This is a genomic window from Methylosinus trichosporium OB3b (genome assembly GCF_002752655.1).
GTDB lineage: Bacteria > Pseudomonadota > Alphaproteobacteria > Rhizobiales > Beijerinckiaceae > Methylosinus > Methylosinus trichosporium.
Window position 1 is genome coordinate 3,541,802 of sequence record NZ_CP023737.1, and the last position, 20,896, is coordinate 3,562,697.

At 67.5% G+C, this 20,896-nt stretch carries 21 protein-coding genes; 11 read left to right on the plus strand and 10 right to left on the minus strand.

Annotation, left to right across the window (positions count from 1 at the left end; genetic code table 11):
* Window positions 1-21 precede the first annotated feature (21 nt).
* On the minus strand, window positions 22-450 hold the full coding sequence (locus tag CQW49_RS16905) for an anthrone oxygenase family protein (protein WP_003608581.1): 429 nt from the start codon (window positions 448-450) through the stop codon (window positions 22-24).
* 109 nt (window positions 451-559) lie between these two features.
* Window positions 560-1,627, minus strand: a complete 1,068-nt coding sequence (locus tag CQW49_RS16910; RefSeq protein WP_003608579.1) for a GSCFA domain-containing protein — start codon at window positions 1,625-1,627, stop codon at window positions 560-562.
* Window positions 1,628-1,761: 134 nt separating this feature from the next.
* Here CQW49_RS16910 and CQW49_RS16915 point away from each other — a divergent pair, with 134 nt between their 5' ends.
* Both CQW49_RS16915 and CQW49_RS25685 read left to right on the plus strand, forming a co-directional pair.
* Complete coding sequence (locus tag CQW49_RS16915; protein ID WP_244593389.1) at window positions 1,762-2,580, plus strand: WcbI family polysaccharide biosynthesis putative acetyltransferase; 819 nt, start codon at window positions 1,762-1,764, stop codon at window positions 2,578-2,580.
* Window positions 2,581-2,594: 14 nt separating this feature from the next.
* Window positions 2,595-2,828 carry a hypothetical protein gene (locus CQW49_RS25685; RefSeq protein ID WP_244593390.1) on the plus strand — a complete coding sequence of 78 codons (234 nt, stop codon included), beginning with the start codon at window positions 2,595-2,597 and terminating at the stop codon, window positions 2,826-2,828.
* Between the two features lie 233 nt (window positions 2,829-3,061).
* On the opposite strand, the gene CQW49_RS16920 is transcribed toward CQW49_RS25685, so the two are convergent.
* Window positions 3,062-4,420, minus strand: coding sequence for an ATP-binding protein (locus tag CQW49_RS16920; protein WP_003608575.1), 1,359 nt, complete (start codon window positions 4,418-4,420; stop codon window positions 3,062-3,064).
* Window positions 4,417-5,079: a response regulator transcription factor gene (locus tag CQW49_RS16925; protein WP_003608573.1), complete on the minus strand. Its 663-nt coding sequence runs from the start codon at window positions 5,077-5,079 to the stop codon at window positions 4,417-4,419. The genes CQW49_RS16920 and CQW49_RS16925 overlap by 4 nt, the downstream gene beginning before the upstream one ends.
* Before the next feature lie 116 nt (window positions 5,080-5,195).
* Between CQW49_RS16925 and CQW49_RS16930 the strand changes: the two genes are divergently transcribed.
* Genes CQW49_RS16930 through CQW49_RS16940 form a run of 3 tightly spaced genes read left to right on the plus strand, consistent with a single transcriptional unit; the run spans window position 5,196 to window position 10,772 of the window.
* Window positions 5,196-6,332 (plus strand): efflux RND transporter periplasmic adaptor subunit, encoded by a 1,137-nt coding sequence (locus CQW49_RS16930; protein WP_003608571.1) that lies wholly within the window; start codon window positions 5,196-5,198, stop codon window positions 6,330-6,332.
* Between the two features lie 10 nt (window positions 6,333-6,342).
* A complete protein-coding gene (locus tag CQW49_RS16935) occupies window positions 6,343-9,483 on the plus strand; it encodes an efflux RND transporter permease subunit (protein ID WP_003608569.1) in 3,141 nt (1,046 codons plus the stop codon).
* Window positions 9,480-10,772 (plus strand): TolC family protein, encoded by a 1,293-nt coding sequence (locus tag CQW49_RS16940; RefSeq protein ID WP_003608568.1) that lies wholly within the window; start codon window positions 9,480-9,482, stop codon window positions 10,770-10,772. The genes CQW49_RS16935 and CQW49_RS16940 overlap by 4 nt, the downstream gene beginning before the upstream one ends.
* A 460-nt stretch (window positions 10,773-11,232) precedes the next feature.
* Here CQW49_RS16940 and CQW49_RS16945 read toward each other — a convergent pair whose 3' ends face one another.
* The 3 genes from CQW49_RS16945 to CQW49_RS16955 form a co-directional block, all read right to left on the minus strand.
* On the minus strand, window positions 11,233-11,967 hold the full coding sequence (locus tag CQW49_RS16945; RefSeq protein ID WP_003608566.1) for a thioesterase II family protein: 735 nt from the start codon (window positions 11,965-11,967) through the stop codon (window positions 11,233-11,235).
* Between the two features lie 93 nt (window positions 11,968-12,060).
* Window positions 12,061-13,161 carry a histidine phosphatase family protein gene (locus CQW49_RS16950; protein ID WP_003608564.1) on the minus strand — a complete coding sequence of 367 codons (1,101 nt, stop codon included), beginning with the start codon at window positions 13,159-13,161 and terminating at the stop codon, window positions 12,061-12,063.
* Window positions 13,162-13,245: 84 nt separating this feature from the next.
* The gene (locus tag CQW49_RS16955; protein ID WP_024749562.1) at window positions 13,246-14,088 is read right to left on the minus strand and encodes a hypothetical protein; all 843 of its coding nucleotides are present in this window, start codon (window positions 14,086-14,088) and stop codon (window positions 13,246-13,248) included.
* Window positions 14,089-14,317: 229 nt separating this feature from the next.
* Here CQW49_RS16955 and CQW49_RS16960 point away from each other — a divergent pair, with 229 nt between their 5' ends.
* Together CQW49_RS16960 and CQW49_RS16965 are read left to right on the plus strand one after the other, a co-directional pair.
* Window positions 14,318-14,689 (plus strand): hypothetical protein, encoded by a 372-nt coding sequence (locus CQW49_RS16960; RefSeq protein WP_003608560.1) that lies wholly within the window; start codon window positions 14,318-14,320, stop codon window positions 14,687-14,689.
* 237 nt (window positions 14,690-14,926) lie between these two features.
* Entirely contained in the window at window positions 14,927-15,415 is a 489-nt protein-coding gene (locus tag CQW49_RS16965; RefSeq protein WP_003608558.1) for a TOBE domain-containing protein, read from the plus strand.
* On the opposite strand, the gene CQW49_RS16970 is transcribed toward CQW49_RS16965, so the two are convergent.
* From CQW49_RS16970 to CQW49_RS16980, 3 genes are all read right to left on the minus strand, one after another.
* A complete protein-coding gene (locus CQW49_RS16970) occupies window positions 15,330-15,770 on the minus strand; it encodes a winged helix-turn-helix domain-containing protein (RefSeq protein WP_003608556.1) in 441 nt (146 codons plus the stop codon). The genes CQW49_RS16965 and CQW49_RS16970 overlap by 86 nt on opposite strands.
* A gap of 80 nt (window positions 15,771-15,850) precedes the next feature.
* Window positions 15,851-16,723 (minus strand): hypothetical protein, encoded by an 873-nt coding sequence (locus CQW49_RS16975; RefSeq protein WP_003608554.1) that lies wholly within the window; start codon window positions 16,721-16,723, stop codon window positions 15,851-15,853.
* A gap of 174 nt (window positions 16,724-16,897) precedes the next feature.
* Entirely contained in the window at window positions 16,898-17,869 is a 972-nt protein-coding gene (locus CQW49_RS16980) for an LLM class flavin-dependent oxidoreductase (protein WP_003608551.1), read from the minus strand.
* A 489-nt stretch (window positions 17,870-18,358) separates the two neighbouring features.
* On the opposite strand from CQW49_RS16980, the gene rpsD reads away from it, so the two are divergent.
* The 4 genes from rpsD to CQW49_RS17000 all read left to right on the plus strand — a co-directional run bounded on the left by rpsD (window position 18,359) and on the right by CQW49_RS17000 (window position 20,818).
* Window positions 18,359-18,976 (plus strand): 30S ribosomal protein S4, encoded by a 618-nt coding sequence (gene rpsD / locus CQW49_RS16985; RefSeq protein WP_003608549.1) that lies wholly within the window; start codon window positions 18,359-18,361, stop codon window positions 18,974-18,976.
* An 88-nt stretch (window positions 18,977-19,064) separates the two neighbouring features.
* Window positions 19,065-19,802 carry a MarR family winged helix-turn-helix transcriptional regulator gene (locus CQW49_RS16990; RefSeq protein ID WP_003608546.1) on the plus strand — a complete coding sequence of 246 codons (738 nt, stop codon included), beginning with the start codon at window positions 19,065-19,067 and terminating at the stop codon, window positions 19,800-19,802.
* 4 nt (window positions 19,803-19,806) lie between these two features.
* Entirely contained in the window at window positions 19,807-20,043 is a 237-nt protein-coding gene (locus tag CQW49_RS16995) for a thioredoxin family protein (RefSeq protein WP_003608544.1), read from the plus strand.
* A gap of 82 nt (window positions 20,044-20,125) precedes the next feature.
* Window positions 20,126-20,818 carry an MOSC domain-containing protein gene (locus CQW49_RS17000; protein WP_003608543.1) on the plus strand — a complete coding sequence of 231 codons (693 nt, stop codon included), beginning with the start codon at window positions 20,126-20,128 and terminating at the stop codon, window positions 20,816-20,818.
* Window positions 20,819-20,896: the final 78 nt, after the last annotated feature.

Sequence of the window (20,896 nt, forward strand, 5' to 3'; positions counted from 1 at the left end):
AATATTCGGCTATTCGGCGGCTCAAGCGGTCGCGAATACGTAGACGCTGGTCGCCGCGGCGCCGAGCGCGGTGAGGCCGAGCTCGAGCCGTCCCCATAATTCGATGGTCTTGCGCGCCTCCGGTCCCGCCTCCGCGGCGATCAGCGCCAATATGCGATTGTTGAGCGGCACGATCGCGAAAAACATGAAAGGCCAGGCGGCGATGATCGTAGCGGCGCCGACCAGCCAGCGAAAATCATCCTCGCTCTTGTAATGGACGAAGCCGAGCGCGGCGGAGACGAGCGCCAATCCGGCGAGAATGACGAAGCCGCGATGGTCGCTGTCCTCCCATTCCGCGAGCAGAGCCTTGTCGTCGAGCCGCAGGCGCGCCGGCTGCTCCACGAAATTCACATAGAGGGACGCGCCGGTGAACGCCGCGGCGGCGGCGAGCGCGAGTGAGCCCGTGACCATGATTATCCTCCCCTTGCCTCGAGAAAGATATGGGCATGACCGGCGCCGCTCGCCAGAGCGCGTGCGACTCGCTCCTCGGGCGCATCGGCAAATCGCGCAAGGCAGACCGTCAGCCCGCGTCGATCGCCTCTTCGTCGCAGACGATGCGGGAGTTGCTCTCCGCCTCGGCGGCGACGTCGATCTTGACGATTCCTTCGCTCGCTTTGCGCTGCGCGCGATCGGTCAGATGATCGAAGAACATACGCATAGCGCGGTCGACTCCGTACGGGTTGATGCGGCGCGTGTCCTCCCGATAGAACAGGGGAACCGTCGCCGATATGGTGGCGAGATCGAAGGAGGGAAAATAGGCGATGTTCGGCCGCGCGCGCACCACCTCATCGGCGGCGGCGCGCAGAATGGATTTCACCACGCTGTTGGATTCGACGACGTGACGATCCTCATAGGTGGCGATGATGCCGACGGGCGATACGCTGAGAATGATGCGCACGCGCGCGTTGACCTCGCGGATGCGGTCGATCGCGGCGAGGAAATCACGCACGACTTCGCTCACCGTCATATTGTAGAACTCGAACACATTCGGGTCCCATTCGCCGCCTGCGACGCCGGGAGCGAGCTGCAGGATCGCGCCGTCGCGCTTGTGACGCCAGGTCTCGGTGTGGCCGAAGGTGAAGACGAACACATCCATCGTCTCCAGCATGCGCCGCACTGCGGCGAGATGCCGCTCCCGGTCTGCGCGCATCTCGTCCGGCGTCGCGAATGCATCGGGCTCGATGCGCGGCCGAAACGGATCGACGAAGCGGCCGTCCTCGGGACGAGTCCAGACGTCGAGCTCGGGGACGAAGCGGCCATAGGCGCGGTCGATCAGCTGGCGCAGCTGCGCTGTCGTGTAGATATTGCCATAGCGGCACGAATACATCGAATAATTGCGGCGCAGCGCCTCCTGCGCGGACAGGCCTTCGGGCGGCTGCTCGGCGAGGTAGTAGTGATAGCCGCTCTCTTGCAGCGCATGGGCGATCTCCTGCGCGAAGCAGCTGCCCGCTGTCGCCACCTTATCCTCGGTCGTGAGGACGAAGGGCGGCTCGCGCACCATCGGATCGATGGCGAACGAGGGCACGGATGTGACCGCCTTGCGCCAGAAGCGATGGTCGGGTAGGTAGCTATAGGGGTTTTCCGCCATGTTCGTCGCGTGACTCCATTGTGTTCGGCCGCGAGTGCTGCAATCGGCCGCTCGCGCGCCTGAACATAGGCGGAGCCCGCAAGCTTGTCATCCGCGCGTCGCGCGAGACCGCGTCATCCTCCGAATGGACCCGAATGCTTTCACCGCTCGATAAAGAAGTCCTTCGCTCCTGGAGCCGTCACGCCGTCGCGCCGCGGCTCGCGCGCGTCATGGGCCGGCCAGGGACCAGGCGGGGCGCCCGCGACGATGGGCCGCGCATTGCGGTCGTCGGCAATTGTCAGAGCTATGGCGTCGCTTATGGCATGAAGCTGCTCGAGCCTTTGGCCACCGTCGACCGCTTCACGATGATCGGCCATTCGTATGTCACCCTTCGCGCGCTGGCTCGGACGCTTGCAACCTATGATCATGTCTTCGTGCACGAGTTTCTCCCCGGCCATCTGCGCAACGGCGGCGACTCGCAGGATCTCGTCGGCCTGCTGCCGAAGACCAGATTGTTCGGGCCCGTCTGCTTCGCAGCCTTCCATCCCGATCTCGTGTTCATACACGATCCGACGCGCCTGCACGGCTATGTCACCGGCCCGCTCGGACCCTACCAGTCGGCGCTCTGTCTGTTCGCCTATCTGAAGGGTCTGTCGCTCGACATGGCCAATGCGCTGTTCAATGAGAATGTGTTCGAGGCGGTCGGCTATCTCGATATGTGGGGCGAGGCCTCGCGCGAGCTCGTCGAGACGGCGCGCGACAAGTTCGGCCTCGATTTGTCCGCCGAGCTGATGAGCTGGTCGCGGCGCGGCGTGTTCATGTACAGCTCTGTGCATCCGATGGGATTCGTGATGTGCGACGTCGCCAGAAAGCTGCTCGAATCCGCCGGCCTCTCGCCGCGCGCGATCAACAGCCATTATTATGACATCGACGAGCTCGCGCGCAGCGATATTTTCCGGTCTATCCGCCGATAGCGAAACATTACGGCGTGCAGGGAAGCTATCTGTTCAAATGCGAGAACCATCATATTTCGCAGGGCGTCGGTGATTTCTTGACGCTGCCGCAATTTCTCGCGCGCTGCTATGAAGCGTTCGCCGGCCATGATCGCGCCGAGCTCGCCAATCCGCGCGTGGAGGGCTGGCTCGCCGACGAGGCGTCGAGCCGCATATTGATCAAGCTGGCGCGCGAGAATCTGGCTGCGGGGCTGACGCCCGCGCTGTGACGCGGCGCGTCGCGCGGCGCTTCTTCAGATAGATGACGACGCCGGTGATCGGCAGCAGCGCGACGAGCCATGTCGTCACGGTGTCGCCATTGTGCTCGCCGGTCGCCGCGCGGCGCATCCGCGACATCGTCGAGCAATTGCTCGACGATGTCGCGCATCGGCGCGCGTGCGAGGAGCCAAGCGTCGTCTCGAATAAATGTTCATCATGGGACGCAGTAGAAGGAGAAGCACGTTCATCTCGCTTCCGTGGCGGCGACATCGGCGCGCGAAAGATCCGCCTCGACGCGCAATCCGCCGAGGTCGGAGCGCGCGAAGCGCAGCGCGCCGCCATAGGCGTCGAGCATGTCCTGCACGATGGCGAGGCCCAATCCGGCGCCGCCGCTCTCGTCCAGCCTGCCGCCGCGCTCGCGGATCAGCGCCTCGCTCTCGGCCGGCAGGCCGGCGCCGTCGTCCTCGACGACGAAGCGTCCGCCGGCCGCCGACACGCGCACGCGGCTCGTCGCATGGCGCGCGGCGTTCTCCATCAGATTGCCGAGCATCTCCATGAGATCGACGCGCTCGACAGCGACGCGCGCGCCCGGCGCGATGCGCAGATCGAAGACGACCTCGGCGCCGGCGCTCGCCAGCGTGCGCGCCAGCGCGTCGACCACCTCGGGGACCGGCGTCGGCTCGCTGCGCGGCGCATGGCGGATGCGGGCGCGCGCGAGCTCGCGCTCCACATGGCGATGCATGGCGTCGCCGATGCGGTCCAGCGATTGCGCGATGTCGATCGCTCCGCGTGCGCGGAGGAGCCGCGCATCGGCGGCGAGCGCGGTGAGCGGCGTCTTGAGCCCATGCGCGAGATCGGCGGCGCGATTGCGCGCGCGCGCAATCTCCTTCTCGCGCTCGTCGAGCAGGCCGTTGAGCTCGTCGACGAGCGCCTGCACCTCGCGCGGGCCTTCCTGGTCGAGGCGTCGCCGGGTTCCGCGCGCGATCTCGCCGACCTCGGCGCAGAGCCGCGCCAGCGGCGCGAGGCCGAGCCCGACCTGCATCCACATGGCGAAGCCGAAGCCGAGGGCGAGCAGCAGCAGAGTCGCGAGCATCTCGGTGGCGAAGGCGTCGCGCGCCGTGGCGACGGCGACGAGGCCGAGCGCGGCGAGCACGCGCACGCGCAGCGGCGCCTCCGCATCGCCGATCGAGACGCAGGCGAGGCCGCCGCGCATCGGATTGCCTCGCGGGCCGATCATTCTGTAATAGCGGATCTCGTTGTCGGGCTCGCAGCCGGCGGGAAATGCGAGGCTCCTGTCGCCGAGCGAGGGCGAACGCTCGATCTCGCCCTCGTCATCGGTCGCGACCTGCCAATAGAAGCCCGAGTGCAGCCGCTCGAAGCGCGGATCGGGCGCGCTGCGAATGACGCGCAGCCGCCCCTTGGAGGCGTCGACCGTCAGCTCCGAGACGAGGTTGCGGACATAGGTCTCGATGTCGTCGTCCATGGTGCGCTCGAGATGATGCTCGAACAGCAGCACGAGTCCGAAGCCGGCGAGCGTCAGCGCCAGCGTCACGGCCGCCGCGCCGGCGAGGAACAGACGCAGCCGCAGCGAGCGCGTTCTCACGCGTCGTGATCCGGGACGAGATAGCCGAAGCCGCGCCGCGTCTCGATGAAGCCGGCGCCGATCTTCTTGCGCACCCGGCCGATCAGCACCTCGATGGCGTTGGACTGCTGCTGATCGTGGCCGTAGATGTGCTCGGCGAGCTCGGATTGCGCCACCACCTCGCCGCGCCGATGCATCAGATAGGCGATGAGGCGATATTCGATCGCGGTCATCTCCACCGGAGCGTCGCCCAATTTGATCTGCATGCTGCGCTCGTCGAGCGACACGCGCCCGTTGCGCGTCACCGAGGAGGCGCGGCCGGTCGAACGGCGGATGAGCGAGCGCAGCCGCGCCATCAGCTCCTCCATGCGGAAGGGCTTGGGCAGATAATCATCGGCTCCGGCGTCGATCCCCTGGACGCGCTCGCTCCAGGAGCCGCGCGCGCTCAAAGCCAGCACGGGCGTGTTGCGTCCCTGCTCGCGCCAGCGCTCCAGCACGGTGAGGCCGTCGAGCCCGGGAAGGCCGAGGTCGAGCAGGACGGCGGCGAAATCCTCGGTGTCGCCGAGGAACCAGGCCTCCTCGCCATTGCCGATGGTCTCGACCACATAGCCGGCCTCGACGAGAGCGCGGGCGATGTCGCCAGCGATGCGCTCGTCGTCCTCGACCAGAAGAATTCGCATGGGCGGCCCAGAGTGTTACAATTTAGAAATCAAGCGTCGAGCTCGAGTTCGTCAGCCGTCTGTCAGCTTCGATAGGCCAAATTCGCCCGTGACGCAAAGGCTCCGCCCCGCTCAGCATGAAAAAACCGATCTTTCAAAATCTTGTGCGCGCAGCGCGGCGCTGCGCCGTTCTCGGGGCGGCCTTGGGCGCGAGCGTCGCTCTCGCCGCCGAGGACGTGTCGATCCCGCTCACCGAACAGGCGATCGAGGCGGCGGGGATCGAGACCAAGCCGATCGAGAAATCCTCCGGCAGCGACGAGCTCGTGGTTCCCGGGACCGTGACCGTGCCGCCGCAGCAGCTGCATATGGTCGCGGCGCCGGCGGCGGGCCTCGTCGAGACGCTGCTGGTCTCGCCCGACGAGGAGGTGAAGGAGGGCGACGCCATCGCCACTCTGAAATCTTCCGAGCTCATCGAATCGCAGCGGGCTTTTCTCCAGGCCGCCGCCGACGCCGCTCTGGCGGGCGAGAAGCTGCGGCGCGACGAGCAGCTCTACAAGGAGCGGATCATCGCCGAGCGGCGGCTGCTGGTGACGCGCGCCGAGGCGACGCAGGCGCGCGCTCTGCTCGACGCGCGCGCGCAACAGCTCGCGCTCGACGGCATGAGCGAGCAGGCGATCGAGACCTTGCGCAAGGAGCGCAGGCTCGGCGCCGCGCTCACCGTGCGCGCGCCGGTCGCGGGCGTCATTCTCGCCCGCCATGCGACAGTCGGCGACCGCATTCAGGCCTCGTCGCCGCTCGTCACCATCGCGCGGCTCGATCCCATCTGGGTCAATCTGCAGATCCCCATCGGCCGATCGGTCGGGCTCGACCGCGCGGATCGCGTGGTGATGCCGAGCCTCGGCGTCGAGGGCAAGCTCATCCGCATCGGCCGCACGGTCGATCCGGCGACGCAATCGGTCACCGCCGTGGCCGAGTTTAGCCCCGGCAAGAGCGCCGTCCGGCCGGGACAGGCGGTGCAGGCCATTCTGCGTCTGCGCGGCGCCGGCGGGACGCAATGGCGCGTGCCGGCCGACGCCGTCGTCCATCTTCGCGAGCACGATTGGATTTTCGTGCGCGCGGATGACGGCTTTCGCGCCGTTTCGGTCAAGCTGGTCGCCGAGACGCCGCAATTCGCCTCGGTGCAGGCGCCGCTCGCGGCCACCGATCGCGTGGCCACCCGCGGCATGTTGACCCTTTTGGCCGAGCTCGCAGCCCGCGACCCGAACGCCAAATAAGCGAAGGACAATGCTCGATCAACTCATCAGAATGGCGCTCGCGCAGAGGCTCCTCGTGTTTCTCGGGGCGCTGGGGCTCGCCGTCTGGGGCGCGCACGCCTATTCCAAGCTGCCGATCGACGCCTTCCCCGACGTCGCGCCGGTGCAGGTGCTGGTCTCCATGCGCGCGCCGGGCCTGACGCCCGAGGAGCTCGAGAACCGCGTCACCGCGCCGATCGAGATCGCCGTGCGCGGCGTGCCCAATCTCGTGCGCATGCGCTCGATGACGCGCTATTCGGTCGCGCTGCTGACCTTCGAGTTCACCGAAGGGACCGACATTTATTGGGCGCGCGCTCAGGTCAACGAGCGTCTCGCCTCGGTCGCCGACCAGCTCCCCGACGGCGCCTCGGGCGGCCTCGCGCCCATTGTCACGCCGCTCGGCGAGATGCTGATGTTCACCATCGTCGGCGGCGGGCTGACGCCCACCGAGCAGCGCAGCCTCGTCGACTGGACCATCCGCCCGGCGCTGCGCAGCCTCCCCGGCGTCGCAGATGTCAATGTGCTCGGCGGTTTCGTGCGCACCTTCGAGGTCGCGCCCTCGCCGCCGGCGATGGCGGCGCGCGGCATCACCGTCTCGATGCTGAAGACAGCGCTCTCCGAGAACAACCGCAACGACGGCGCCGGCCGCGTGCGCGACGGCGAGGAGGCGCTGCTGGTGCGCGCCGAGGGCCGCCTGCGCTCGCTCGACGACATTCGTTCCGTGGTGGTCGCCGCCAAGCCGACCGGGGTCGTGCGCATCGGCGACGTCGCCGAGGTGCGCAACGGCTCGCTCGCGCGCAACGGCGTCTCGACCCGCAATGGCGAGGCGGAGGCGGTGTGGGCGCTCGTGCTCGGCCTGCGCGGCGCCGACGCCAGCATGGTCGTCGCGGGCGTCAAGGCGCGGCTCGACGAACTGAAGCCGAGCCTGCCGCCGGGCGTCCATCTCGACATCTTCTACGACCGTAGCGAGCTGATCGGCAAAGCCGTCTGGACCGTGCAGAAAGTGCTGATCGAGGCGATCGTCCTCGTCGTCATCCTGCTGTTCCTGTTCCTCGGCAATCTGCGCGCGGCGCTGGTCGTCTCCCTGATTCTCCCGCTGGCCGCGCTCGCCACTTTCGCGATCATGCGGCAATGGGGCCTCTCGGCCAATATCATGTCGCTCGGCGGCCTCGCCATCGCCATCGGCATATTGGTCGATTGCGCGGTGGTCGTCGTCGAGAATGTCGAGCATCGGCTGACCTCGGTGAAGGAGGCGAACATCGGCGAGCGCGTGCGCCTCACCTTCGAATCGACGCGCGAGGTGGCGGCGCCGCTGATCTCCGGCGCGATCATCATCATCACCGTGTTCCTGCCGCTGCTCTCGCTCGAGGGGCTCGAAGGGCGCTTGTTCGCGCCGGTGGCGCTCACCATCGCCTTTGCGCTCGCCTCGGCGCTGTTCCTGTCTCTGACCGTGGTGCCGGCGCTGAGCGCGTCGCTGCTGCGCGCCGGCGAGACCGACGAGCCGCCGCTCGTTCGGCGCTTGTCGAATTTCTACAATCCGCTGCTGGAGCGGGCGCTGCGCCGGCCGCTCGCCGTCGGCGGAATCGTCACCGCCGGTCTCGCTGTGGCGCTGCTCGCCTCCAACAATATCGGCCAGACCTTCATGCCGGTGATGGACGAAGGCACGCCGGTCATCACCGTGCGCATGCACCCGACCGTCAGCGTCGATGTCGCCGCCGAGACCGACATGCGCATCGAGCGCGCGCTGATGGCGCGCGTGCCGGAGATCAAGGGCGTGATGGGCCGCGCCGGCGCCGACGAGCTCGGCATCGATCCGGTCGGCCTCAACGAGACCGACATGTTCCTGACGCTCGCGCCGCAGAAGGACTGGCGCGGCAAGGGCATGGACTGGCTGATCGGCGAGATGCGGCAGGTGCTCGAATCCATTCCCGGCATCTCCTATTCCTTCTCGCAGCCGATCGACATGCGCGTGCAGGAGATGATCATCGGCGCGCGCGGCGATGTGGTGGTGAAAGTGTTCGGCGACGATCTCGACGAGCTGAACCGCCTCGCCCGCGAGGTGGCGGCGACGCTGAAGAAAATCCCCGGCTCCGAGGACGTGTTCGCGCTCAAGAACGACGGCATGCGCTATCTGAGCGCCAAGATCGACCGCTTGGCCGCCGGCCGTTTCGGCCTCAATGTCAGCGAAATCCAGGATGGGCTGCGCGTGTGGGTGGACGGACGCCAGGTCGGTCTGGTGCTGGAAGGGCCGATCCGCACGCCCCTGGTGCTGCGCGGCGATCAGGTGTCGCGCCGCTCGCCTGTGGATTTCGCGCGCCTGCCGGTCGTCTCGCCCGAGGGCAAGGTGGTCGAGCTGTCGCAGCTCGCCGACATCCGCATCGAGGACGGACCCATTCAGGTGATCCGCGAGGAGGGCCGGCGCTTCGCCACCATTCTCGCCAATGTCTCGGGCCGCGATCTCGTCGGCTTCGTCGACGAGGCCAAGGCCGCCGTCGCCAAGGAGGTGAAGGCGCCGGTCGGCTATCAATTCGTCTGGGGCGGCCAATTCGAGAATCAGCAACGCGCCTCGGCGCGGCTCGCCCTCGTCGTGCCTCTGGCGCTGGCGCTGATCTTCCTGCTCCTCTATCTGACCTTCAACTCGATCGCACAGGCGGCGCTGGTCTTCTGCAACGTGCCCTTCGCGGCGATCGGCGGCGTCATCGGCCTGTGGCTCTCGGGCGAGTTCCTGTCGGTGCCGGCCTCCGTCGGCTTCATCGCGCTGATCGGCATCGCCGTGCTCAATGGCGTGGTGCTGATCTCCTATATCAACAAGCTCGTCGCCGAGGGCCGGCCGGTGCATGAGGCGGTGCGCGAAGGCGCGAGACGCCGCATGCGGCCGGTCATCCTCACCGCGACCATCGCCGCTTTCGGCCTCATGCCCTTCCTCTTCGCCAGCGGCCCGGGCGCCGAGATTCAGCGCCCGCTCGCCATCGTCGTGATCGGCGGGCTCATCACCGCCACCGCGCTCACGCTGGTGCTGCTGCCGATCCTCTATGATCGCTTCCGCCTGCCGCGCCGCGCCGCGCCGCCGGCCGAGAGCGAGGCGGCGAGGCCCGATTCGCGTCTCGCCAAATGGCGGATCGCCCGCCGATGACGCATGTTCGACCGCCAGTCCGCGTCGTCTCGCGTGCGCTCGTCCTCCTCGCCGCGCTCCTCGTGGCGTCGCCCGCGCTCGCCGCCAAGCAGCGCAAGCCGGCGGCGCCGCGCCAAACCTACGTGCTGGCGCGCCATCTCGACATCGCGGTCGACATCGATGCGCCGAGCATGACGCTCGACGCGCGCCATCGCGCCATTTCGGCCCGCTTCGCCACTGCGGATTCGATCACGCCCGGCTCGCCCTATCTCGGCGGACTGCAGCGTCGCAACGTCCGCGGCAATCTGCGCGACTTCAATGAGACGGAGGTCGAGGCCGGCATGCCGCTGTGGCTGCCCGGCCAGCGCGACGCTTTCGCCGCGACGGTGACGACCGGCTTGCACGAGGTCGAGCAAGATCTCGCGCGGCGCCGGCTCGAGGTCGCGCGCCTGCTGCGCGACGCCTGGTGGAACGCCCAGCGCGCCGCGCGCGATGTCGCGGTCGCGCGCAGCCGCGTGGCGACGGCGCGCGATCTCGGCCGCGACATGAAGCGGCGCGTCGAGCTCGGCGACGCCGCCCAGGGCGACGCGCTGCTCGCGCAGAACGAGACGCTCGCCGCCGAGACCGAGCTCGCCGAAATGGAGGGCCAGGAGAAGGCCGCGCGGGTCGACTATATGGTCCTGACCGGCGGCGCGCCGCCGGACGGCGCGCTGGAGCCCATTCGCCCGCCGGCCGATATCGAAAATCATCCGGCGCTGCGCGCGCCGCGCGCGGCGCTGGTGCGCGCCGAGGCGGAGCTGCGGCTCATTCATGCGACGCCGATCGAGAGTCCCGACATCGGCGTCTTCGGCCGCTATGAATACAACAACCAATATTCGACCGACCCGACGCAGCAGCTCTCCAATCAGCGCACCGATTCGACCACTGTCGGCGTGCGCGTGCGCGTGCCGTTGCCGACGCCCGGACGCAACGAGCCGCGCATCGCCGAGGCGCAGGCGGAGATGCGCCGCGCCACCGCCGAATATGAGCGCGCCAAGCGCGTCGTGCTCGGCGATATCGCCGCGGCGCGCGCGACGCTGGCGGCGGCCCAGCGCGCGGCCAAGCTCGCGACCGAGCGGCTGAAGGTCGCCAATGATCAGTTCGAATTGTCGCGCAAATCCTTCAGCCTCGGCGAGATCAGCGCGCTCGATCTCTATCGCCTGCGCCAGATTCAGCTCGACGCCCAGCGCATGCATGCGAGCGCCATGGTCAACGCCGGCGCCGCCGTGTCGCGGCTCAATCAGGCGATGGGGTACGCGCCGGGGTTGTGAGGGACAAGACAAGGAGTGTCGGCCGCGCGGATTTAGAGCGCCCGGCACACAGCTCTCGACGCGAACAGACAGACGGCAATGATGCCGGGGATCCAACCTCCTGCTGCGAGGAATGGAAAAAAAATTGACACGAACAACAGATCTGTCGCGTGAACATGGTGACTGTAAGGTCCAAAACAAAGCACTGAAATTAGATATGAAGCTGCGCTGCAAAACCAACTAGCGAGAATAAGTGACGCCATAGTCGATAAATTCTTCGAGCTTGCAGAGGCAAAGCCAACTGTCATAAACATAATGAAGTATGTGACGATATAGACGTTCGTGAGCGCTGCAAAACGACGAAACAAGGCGTCGTGCGAAATAAGAACATGTGAGATTGTCCCAGCAGCGCAGCAGGCGGCCACGAAGATCCGGTTTCCAATTTGCTCCGGCGCGTATGGTCGGTTCGCAGAGGCGGGCCTCATCGATCGGCGCCGAACCGCGGCCAGGCCAGAGCCGCCGTAAGCCGCGCCACGAGCATCGCGACGAACTCCTCCTCGCGCTCGCGCAGGAAGAAATGTCCGCCGTCCATCAGCTCACAGCTGAACGGCCCCTTTGTCTCCTCGCTCCAGGCGCGCAGCGCTTCCTCCCCGACATCGTCCGCGCGTCCGCCGAAGACGAGGACGGGAAAATCGAAAGGCTCTTCCTTGGCGGCATGGCGGAAATCGTCGACGACCGTGAAATCTGCGGCGGCGGCGTCGAGCGCCATGCGCGACAGCTCGGGGTCGGCGAACACTTCTTCGGGGGTGCCGCCGAGCCGGCGCAGCGTCGCGATCACGTCTTCGTCCGAGCGCAGCGCGGCGAAGCGCGCGTCCTTGCGTCGGGAGGGCGCTGCGGCGGCGGCGAGCGCCAGCGCTCTTGGCGGCGGAGCGCCCCGGCGCCGTAGCTCGCGCGCGCAGCCGAAGGCGAGCAGCGCTCCGAGACTATGGCCGAACAGCGCGTAATTCGGCGCGAGCCCGGCGGCGATCTCGCCCGTGAGCAGCCGCGCCGTCTCCTCGAATCCGCGCAAATGCGGCTCGCGCAGGCGCACGCCGCGGCCGGGCCGCTCGACCGGCTCTATGCGCAGCCAGGACGGGACGAGCCGACGCCAGCGATAGAAGGGCGCCGCGCTCGAGCCCGCACAGGCGAAGCAATAAAGGGTGAGACGATCCGTCATGAATTACCGAATTCTCTTTCAAAAACCGATACGGAGCGAAAGCCGCAGGGTCAGGGTTTTATCTTCACCCGATTCCCCAAGGCGAAAGCCGCGTCACGTGTCGCGCAGCGTTTCCAGCAGCCAGTCCAGCGCCTCGGGAAAGATCAGCTCCTGCGAGGCGGCGATCTCCTGCGCGCTCCACCATTTCCAGCCGAGCACGTCGCGCCGCTCGATCTCGGTGAAATTGCGCGTGTCGAGCGTGAAGCCGTCGCCGACCCGCACCGCATAGAAGCGCTCGCTCGCGAGCAGCCAGTCCTCGCCGAGCTGCATGGGAAATTCGCGGGCGGCGACCACCGGCCCGAGCTCGACGCCCTCGAGCCCCGTCTCCTCGAACAGTTCACGCCGCGCGGCGCGGTCGAAGGTCTCGCCCGGCTCCAGCGCGCCGCCCACCGCGCCCCAGAAATGCGCATGGCCGCGCTGGATCAGATGCGGCGCGAGTCGCGACGAATAGCGCAGCAGCAGCGCTTCGCCGGCGGAGTTGAGCAGCAGCACGCGCGCCGCCTCGCGTCGGCGCAGCTTGCCCGCATAGGGAAGCGTCAGGGGAGGGCGGCCGCGCTCCACGGCCCAATGCGTCAGCCGCCAGACGCCGTTCTCCTGCGTGAACCAGCAGGGCGCGGCGTTCAGCACCGGCGCTTCGCGCTTCACCGAGAGGCCGACGCCGGCGGCGATGCGATAAGCGATGTCCAGCACGCCGGCATGGGCGATCACCAGCACTGATCCGCCGGCATGGCGCTCGGCGATCGCGTCGAGCTCGGCGCGCACGCGCGTGGCGAATTGCACATGGCTCTCGCCGCCGCCGAGAATGGTGAAATGCGGCCGCCGCCGCCGATGCATCGCATATTGGCGCGGATAGAGCCGCTCGACCTCGTCGGAGACGAGGCCCTGCCATTCGCCGTCATGCTTCTCGCGCAGCGCGGCGCTGGTGGTGATCGGCAGGCCGAGCCGCGTCGCGATCGGCGTCGCCGTCTGCAGCGCGCGCTTCAGATCGCTGCTGTAGACGTGGTCGAAGCGTTCGTCCGCGAGCTCTTGCGCCAAAGCCTCCGCCTGGGCGAGGCCTTTGACGTTGAGTGGGATGTTCAGCTGTCCCTGGACGCGCCGCTCGAGATTCCAATTGGTCTCGCCGTGGCGCGCCAGGCAAATGCGCGTCAGCGCCATGAAATCGCTCCGGGGGGACGCCCTCCGTCTAACGACCTAGGGGCCGATAGTCCAGCGCGGAAAGGAGAGCGCGCCCAGCGAAGTTCAGCTGGTGAAGCCGCTTCCGCCCTCGTTCAAGGCGTCCCAGGAGAAGGGCGTCCAGCCCTCCGCCTGCATCTCGATGGCGAAGGCGACGCCGCGCGCGATCAGCCGATTGCGCGGCGTCATGCCGGCGACCTGCGCGGCGGTGGAGGCGGCGATGTCGGCGAGCGGCGTGCCGGCGGCGACGGCGCGCCCATGCTTGATGATGCCGCGGATGCGCCCGGCGTATGGCGCGAGCGCCGGCGTTCCGTCGATCATGCCGAAGGCCTCGCCGGCCTCGACGACATTGCCGATGTCCTTGATCATCGAAAAAATCCCCGAGACCGGCGCGCGCGCCGGCTCGCTCTCGCCCGGCTCGGGCTCTGCGGCGGGGCCTGGACCCTCGCCCGGCCTGCGGATCGCGCCCGGGTCCTTGCCATGGGCGTCGACCACGAGGTCGCAGCTCTCGCCGGCGACGGAGCCGGGCGAGACGCCGATAGTGAGGCCGGCGAGATTGCGCACGCCGAAAGGCTCCCGGCGCGGCGCCATTTCGGCGTCGACGACGACCTCCCAGGGCCAGCGCTCGAGAATCTGCTGCAGCGGATGCGTCAGCACCGGAACGAACATGCGGCTGCGCAGGCCCAGCATGAATTCGGCGACGAGGTCGGCGCGGCGCGCCTCGACCCCCTCGAGCACGCTCGAGCCGTCGAACCAGGCGTCTGAGAAGGTCATCTTGCGACGCAGATCCGGCGGCGGCGCGGCCTGGTGAAGGGCGACAATATGATCGGCGAGGAATAGTTCGCGCGCGATCGCCGAGGCGGTTTCTCCGATCCCCAGGATCAGCACGCAGGAATGTCGGTCGGACATGGCTCGAACCGTCGTCTGTTGCAGTCGCGTGACGACAAGCAAGATTCCGGCCTCGAGCAGCCGTTCCTTCGCGTGCGACGTATGACAGTCGCATATTATGGCGCCAGTGACCTTTTGCCGCAGAAATAGAACGCTTCTCTGGAAGGCTTGCAATATACCAATTTATACGGCTCTTATATAAAGGCGCGTTCGGAGCCGTCATGCCGGAGCAACCGGCGGCAAAGCGCCGATGAAGTGGGAGAGCGCCGCTGTGGCGGCGAAGATGGAGGTTGATGTGCAAGCGAATGTTTCTTCGACGGAAACGACCGAGGTCGGCAATGTGGCTCCCGTCGGCGTCGCGGCGCCCGTGTCCGAGGCTCCGGGTCCCCAGGCCGGCGTCGCTTCCGAGGTCGCCGACGGCTTCATCATTCACGTGCGTTTCCGCACCGACGCCACCATTTGGATGATCGACGAGTGCCCCTCCCACTTCACCCCGCAGGAATGGTACAATTTCCTCTGCAAGCGCATTCCCGATCGCTATTCGCCGCGCATGGGCGGCCGCGGCGACTTCCGCGTCAGCCGCGCGCAGCTCGAGGCGCTGAAGATCCGCAATCCGAGCTGATCGGACGATTTGCGAGATCCCGGACGCCGCGCCACGGCGTCCGGACGCCGTCGATCGGCGTGATTCAATCGATTTGACAGTGTGAAAGAGCGAGCCTGAAGGTTCGCGGTCCAAGCCCTGCCCCTGGACCGCGAGCCTTCAGGCTCGCTCTTTCCCGTCGAATCGGCTCTGATGCGAGGCGATCCGAGCCGTTCTGCACGAAAATGTGAGTGGCGCATTTCTCGCTTTGTCCGCGGCATGCTGGACCAGAGATCGCCTCTTCTCGCCCGAACCCATCGTTTCGTGACGGTTTTTCCGGCGCGCCTGCTGCGGCACGACGATGTGCTGGGGCTGTCGACGCTGCTGTTTGCGGGCGGCGAGCTGCGCGTGCCGCTGGTGGACGCCGCGGTCGACACGGTGGTGGAAGCGGAGATCGACGCCAGCGACGTCTCGATCGCTTTGTCGCGGCCGATGGATGTGACCATCCTCAACCGTCTGCCCGGCGAGATCGTCTCGCTTCAGCTCCTCGCGCCGCCTTTCGTCGTCGCCACTTTGTCGCTCGGCGGGGCGGAGCTGCAGGCGATCATCACGCGCGAATCGGTCGAGCGCCTCGCGTTGATCGAGGGGCTGCGCGCTTGGGCGATGATCAAGGCCGTGGCGATCAGCGGCCGGACGCTCGATCCTGATTCGGCTCCTTATCCGCGTCGCTGGCCGTCTTCTGAAAGGACCAGTTCAGGGAGGCGATGACCTCGTCCAGCGTGCGCTTGGCCGAATGCGCCGCATGGCGCTCGATCGAGCGATAAATGCTCGCCAGCCGCTCGCCGAAGGGCGTGATCTCTGCGCCGCCCTCGCGGCGGCCGGGAAAAGTGGCGACGACCGGGCTCTCGAAGGTGCGGTTGAGCGCGTCGACCGACAGCCAGCATTTGCGATAGGAGAGGCCGAGCGCGCGGCTCGCCCCGATAATCGAGCGCTCCTTGCGCACCGCGTCGATCAGCTCGAGGTCCTGCGGCCCTAGCGAACCGCCATTGGGCAGCCGCAGCACCACTCCGACCTGCAAGGCCGACATCTGCGAGGGCTCATGCTCCGCCCGCGTCATCCGCATCTCCCGCTCCGCGACCAGCAATATAGCGCTCAACATAGCAGAAATGCGACGGCCCTGTCACATTTGCGACAACGCCATATTCACTGCGCCACGAAAGATCCGGGCGACAGGGCGGCGGCGCGCTCGGCCAGCTTCACGCGTATGGCGCGGGAGACGGCGCTGGCGACCAGCGCCGAGCGCTCGTCGATGCCGGTCCAGCGCGCCGTGCGGCCACGCGGATCGATCTCCAGAACTTTCACGCCGCAGGGGATTTGGGCGCCGTCGCGGACGACTCCGCGCAGCACGCCGTCGAGCGGCGCGGTGATCGGCTCGCCGCCGAGATGGCCGACGACGAAGTCCTTGAACACGCGCTGGCCGATGTCGATCGCCGTGTGCCACAGGCCCGGACGGGCGGAATAGACGAAACGCTCCTCGCCGACGCCGCCGAGCACCAGCGGAACATGATCCGCCGCCTCTGTCTCGCCGCTATGGACGATGCGCCCGGCTTCGGAGGGCTTGGTCTCGATGGCGATGTCGCAATTGCGCCCGACGGCGAAATTCGGGCCGAGGCCGACGGCGAGCCCGGCGAGATGGCGCAGATCGGGCGTGGCGCGATATTTCTGCATCCGCGCATCGACCAGCGCGTCGGGCGCACGCAGCGCGACGAGATCGTGGAATTGCAGCGGCGTGACCGCGATATGGGCCGAATAGTCGAGAATGGCGAGCAGCTCCAACGCCGTCTCGGCGCGTTCGCTGGTCACTCCGTCGAGCGTGATCCTCTCGCCATAGAGAGTGTCATGGAAGGCCATCTGCCGCCGGATGACCGGAGGGAAGGAATCATGGCTCAGCACGACGGCCCAGCCGATGCGATGCATATGGACGGCGACCGCCGAAGCGATCTCATTCGTCCCCAAAATGACGACCAGCGGACGCTTGCGTCGCGGCTGGGCGTCCGGGTCTTCCGGCGCGCGCATGAATTCCTCCTGATCCGCAAAGAAGGAAAGCAAGCCCTGCGCCAGCGCGAAAATCGGAAAACACCCTTCGAAAACAGGGGTCTGACCAAAGCGTGCGGCGCCGCGCCGGCAGGCGCCAGCTATATTGTCGCGGATATAACACGAGCAAAGCGCGAAACGCGACAATCCGTCCATTCAGTCCACAGGAAGGCGCAGACGGATCTCGTCGACGAAGGCGGCGAGGCAGCGCTTCACCGTGTCGAATTGCGCCGAGGTCGGAATGACGGCGATTCCATGCACGCCGAGCTCCTCGTTCAGCCGGTTCACATGCGCCGCGACCTCCTTATAGTCGCCGACGAGCGACATCGACAGCAGCGCCTGCGGGTCGAGCTCGCCGCTCCCGGCGCGGTCGCGCCGCTTCATCTGCTCGCAGAACGCCTCGAGATAGGGCGTGGCGATCGAGATCGCCTCGTCGCGGCCGGAGGTCGCGAAGCCGAAGCGCGCCAGCACCAGGCGCGGATCGCCCTCCGGCGCCTCCTCGCGATAGATCGCCAGCATCTGGCGCAGCCGCTCCTCGGTGCAGGTGGCCGAGGCCATGAGGCCATAGCCCTTGCGCGCGGCGAGCCGAATCGTGCTGTCGGTGGTGGTGGCGATCCAGGTGGGGATCGGCTGCTCCGGCCGCGGCGCGAGAGTCAATTTGTCGACGTCGAAGAACTTGCCCTTATGCGTGACGTCCGTTTCCTTCAGCAGGCGCTGCACCAGCTCCAGCGCCTCGAGCCCGCGCTCGGCGAGGTCGGCCGGCTCGACGCCGAAACGCTTGGCGTCGTCCCCGAAGGCGGCGCCGCTGGCGACGCCGAAATTGAAGCGGCCCTTGGTGAGCAGATCGATGCTGGCGACATCCTCGGCGAGCTGGATCGGATCGCGCAGCGCCGGCAGATAAGCGGCGGAGCCGACGCGCGCGCGCATGGTGACGCCGGCGGCGTAGCCGAGCATCACCGAAGTGGCGCCGCTCGGCCAGCGATCGTCGAAATGCTGCTCGCCGACCCAGATGTCGTCGAAGCGCATGCGCTCGGCCTCGCGCACCAGAATGAGCTGGCGCGTCAAGGCGCGGCCGTCCTCGAGGGTGGGATTGTCGAACAGGCACAGATAGCCAAATCTCGGATTCATCACACAGCTCCAACGGGTCCCGGCAATCGGGAGGTGCAACAACCGAGCCGGAGGGGGCGGGGCGGGCCCTTTGCCGCCCCGTCCAGAGAAACTCTCGTTGTTTCCATTATTTGCATATTCGGCGCGGAGCGCGGTCCGTCGCAAATCCGACACGTCCGCGCGCGTCGCGGCGAAGGCGCCGCCGAAGATGTGCGCTTTCGACAGGCAAATTCGCGTATGCGGAGGCCGCCTTGACTTCCGCCGCTCGGGCGCTTAGCAACCCAGCGTCCGGTCGAGGCGAGAGCTTCCGCCGGCGCGCACCCGTGGCCGTCCTCGTGATCTTCGTCCGAGGAGGGCCTGTCGGCCGGATCATCCGGCAGAGGAGGGCGCGTTCTTTCGACGCTGAGGAAATGTCCCTCGGCGCGGGAACGTGGTTCGGCGCAGCTCGCCCTCGAAGGGCGGGAGCGGCGTGCTTTTCCCGTGCGAGGGCGCGAGAACAGGACGCAGCAAGTGACGAAACGCGCTGAATCAAAGTACAAGCTCGACCGCCGACTCGGTCAGAACATCTGGGGCCGCCCGAAGAGCCCGGTGAACCGCCGCGAATATGGCCCCGGCCAGCACGGCCAGCGCCGCAAGGGCAAGCTCTCGGACTTCGGCACGCAGCTGAAAGCCAAGCAGAAGCTCAAGGGCTATTACGGCAACATCTCCGAGAAGCAGTTCCGCAAATATTATGCGGAGGCCATCCGCCTCAAGGGCGACTCGGGAGACAATCTGATCGGCCTGCTCGAGCGCCGCCTCGACGCCGTGGTCTATCGCGCCAAATTCGTGCCGACCGTCTTCGCCGCCCGCCAGTTCATCAACCACGGCCACATCAGGGTGAACGGCCGCCGGGTGAACATCCCCTCCTATCTCGTCAAGCTCGACGATGTGGTCGAGGTGAAGGAGAGCTCCAAGCAGGCGATCACCGTGCTCGAATCGGTGGCTCTCGGCGAGCGCGACGTGCCCGACTATTATGAGGTCGATCACAATAAGATGACCGCGAAGCTGAACCGCGTTCCGCTGCCGAACGAGGTGCCCTATCCGGTGCAGATGGAGCCCAATCTGGTCATCGAGTTCTATTCGCGCTGATCGCTGCGCGCATCCGCGAGTCCAGGGCGTCCCTTCGGGGACGCCCTTTTCGCTTGACCATTATAAATAGGAGTCCTATCTTTTTTCCATGACGCCCTTCGACGCCCTTTCCACTCCTCTTCCTCGTCGTCTCCGCGAAGGGCTGGACCGCATCGGCGCGGTGCTGCGGGCCGAGCGCTGGGGCGCCGCCGAGGGCGCCGCGCTCACGCCCACCCAGCTCGACGCTCTGACCTTCCTCGTCGCGCGCGGCGACCAGGGCGCACGGCTGCGCGCCGTCGCCGATCATCTCGCCGTGTCGCAGCCGACCGCCACCGATTCGGTCGCCGCGCTGGCGCGCAAGGGGCTGATCGCCAAATCGCCCGACCCCGAGGATGCGCGCGCCGTCCGCCTGCGCGCCACCGCCGCCGGCCGCGCGGCGTCCCTCGCCGCGCAGACCGAGGATTCGGCGATCGAGCGCGCGCTGGCGACGCTGCTGGCGAGCGAGCAGGAGCAATTGCTCCGCCTCGTCATCAAGACCATTCGCGCGCTGCAGGAGGCCGAGGCGATCGCGCCGCAGCGGCTCTGCGTCGGCTGCCGGCATTTTCGTCCGTTCGTGCATGAGGATGCGGAGCTGCCGCATCATTGCGCCCTGGTCGACGCGGCTTTCGGCGGACGCCATCTGCGGCTCGACTGCCCCGAGCAGGAGGAGGCGCCGCCGGCGCAGCGCGACGCCGCCTGGGCGCTGTTTCTGCGCGCTGCTCCCCGGCTGAGCGCGCGCGAAGCTTCCCGGGGCGGCGTCCCCGGGACAAACCGGCCCGCCGCGGCGGGCCCAAAACTGGAGGACTGAGGCAATGGCTCGGAAAGCGACCTTCTATCACGCCGGCTGCCCCGTCTGCGCGGATGCGGAGACCGCCTTCGCGCAGGCTCTCGACAAGGATGCGTTCGACGTCGAGATCGTTCATCTCGGCGAGGACAAGTCGCGCCTGCGCGAGGCCGAGGCGGCCGGGGTGAAATCGGTGCCCGCCTTCGTCATCGACGGGCGCGCCTATCACATCAATTTCGGCGCGGATCTCGCCGCGCTGAAATAAACGCGCTATTGCTCCTGCGCTGTCACTTGAAGCGAACTCGCCTCGCCGGGCCGGCCCCGCGCGAGGCCTTTTCGAGGGCAAAATGGTTTCCGTTTCGATCGAGACGATGTTCGCCGCGCATTCGCTGTTCCCGCTCGGGCCGCGCGCTGCGCCGAGCGGCATCGGCAAGAGCGTCGCGCCGCCGCCTTGGCGCATCACGCGCACCGGACTCGACGGCGACCGCCAGGGAGATCTCGTCAATCACGGCGGCGAGGAGAAGGCGCTGCATCATTATCCGCGCGATCATTATGCGCGCTGGTTCGGCGAGGAGCCGGCGCTCGCCGCGGCGCTGGCCGAAGCCCCCGCCTTCGGCGAGAATATCTCCACTTTCGGGATCACAGAGCAGGATGTCTGTGTCGGCGACGTGTTCGCGCTCGGCGCGGCGCGCCTGCAGGTGAGCCAGGGGCGCCAGCCCTGCTGGAAGCTCAACGAGCGCTTTCAGCGCAAGGATATGGCGCGCCGGGTGCAGGACAGCGGCCGCACCGGCTGGTATTATCGCGTGCTCGGCGAGGGGGCCGTGCAGCCCGGCGACCGGCTCGAGCTGATCGAGCGGCCGCTGCCCGACTGGCCGGTGCTGCGCCTCAACGAGCTGCTCTACCGCCGCATGCTGGATTTCGATGCGCTGGAACAGATGACGCAGCTGCCGCAGCTCGCCGCGCCCTGGCGCGAGCTCGCGTCCCGCCGTCTCCTGCGCCGCAAGGTCGAGGACTGGTCGTCGCGCCTCGAAGGGGCGTGACGCCTCTTTCCCGGGCCCCTCACCTCACCTCACCTCTCCCCGCGAGCGGGGCGAGGTGAGGTGAGGGGCCTGGGCGAG

What these genes read in the sequence shown, in the direction of transcription:
- CQW49_RS16905 (WP_003608581.1), bottom strand. Translation starts at nt 450, where the DNA reads ATGGTCACGGGCTCACTCGCGCTCGCCGCCGCCGCGGCGTTCACCGGC.
- CQW49_RS16910 (WP_003608579.1), bottom strand. Translation starts at nt 1,627, where the DNA reads ATGGCGGAAAACCCCTATAGCTACCTACCCGACCATCGCTTCTGGCGC.
- CQW49_RS16915 (WP_244593389.1), top strand. Translation starts at nt 1,762, where the DNA reads ATGCTTTCACCGCTCGATAAAGAAGTCCTTCGCTCCTGGAGCCGTCAC.
- CQW49_RS16925 (WP_003608573.1), bottom strand. Translation starts at nt 5,079, where the DNA reads ATGCGAATTCTTCTGGTCGAGGACGACGAGCGCATCGCTGGCGACATC.
- CQW49_RS16930 (WP_003608571.1), top strand. Translation starts at nt 5,196, where the DNA reads ATGAAAAAACCGATCTTTCAAAATCTTGTGCGCGCAGCGCGGCGCTGC.
- CQW49_RS16935 (WP_003608569.1), top strand. Translation starts at nt 6,343, where the DNA reads ATGCTCGATCAACTCATCAGAATGGCGCTCGCGCAGAGGCTCCTCGTG.
- CQW49_RS16940 (WP_003608568.1), top strand. Translation starts at nt 9,480, where the DNA reads ATGACGCATGTTCGACCGCCAGTCCGCGTCGTCTCGCGTGCGCTCGTC.
- CQW49_RS16945 (WP_003608566.1), bottom strand. Translation starts at nt 11,967, where the DNA reads ATGACGGATCGTCTCACCCTTTATTGCTTCGCCTGTGCGGGCTCGAGC.
- CQW49_RS16950 (WP_003608564.1), bottom strand. Translation starts at nt 13,161, where the DNA reads ATGGCGCTGACGCGCATTTGCCTGGCGCGCCACGGCGAGACCAATTGG.
- CQW49_RS16955 (WP_024749562.1), bottom strand. Translation starts at nt 14,088, where the DNA reads ATGTCCGACCGACATTCCTGCGTGCTGATCCTGGGGATCGGAGAAACC.
- CQW49_RS16960 (WP_003608560.1), top strand. Translation starts at nt 14,318, where the DNA reads ATGAAGTGGGAGAGCGCCGCTGTGGCGGCGAAGATGGAGGTTGATGTG.
- CQW49_RS16965 (WP_003608558.1), top strand. Translation starts at nt 14,927, where the DNA reads ATGCTGGACCAGAGATCGCCTCTTCTCGCCCGAACCCATCGTTTCGTG.
- CQW49_RS16970 (WP_003608556.1), bottom strand. Translation starts at nt 15,770, where the DNA reads ATGCGGATGACGCGGGCGGAGCATGAGCCCTCGCAGATGTCGGCCTTG.
- CQW49_RS16975 (WP_003608554.1), bottom strand. Translation starts at nt 16,723, where the DNA reads ATGCGCGCGCCGGAAGACCCGGACGCCCAGCCGCGACGCAAGCGTCCG.
- CQW49_RS16980 (WP_003608551.1), bottom strand. Translation starts at nt 17,869, where the DNA reads ATGAATCCGAGATTTGGCTATCTGTGCCTGTTCGACAATCCCACCCTC.
- CQW49_RS16990 (WP_003608546.1), top strand. Translation starts at nt 19,065, where the DNA reads ATGACGCCCTTCGACGCCCTTTCCACTCCTCTTCCTCGTCGTCTCCGC.
- CQW49_RS16995 (WP_003608544.1), top strand. Translation starts at nt 19,807, where the DNA reads ATGGCTCGGAAAGCGACCTTCTATCACGCCGGCTGCCCCGTCTGCGCG.
- CQW49_RS17000 (WP_003608543.1), top strand. Translation starts at nt 20,126, where the DNA reads ATGGTTTCCGTTTCGATCGAGACGATGTTCGCCGCGCATTCGCTGTTC.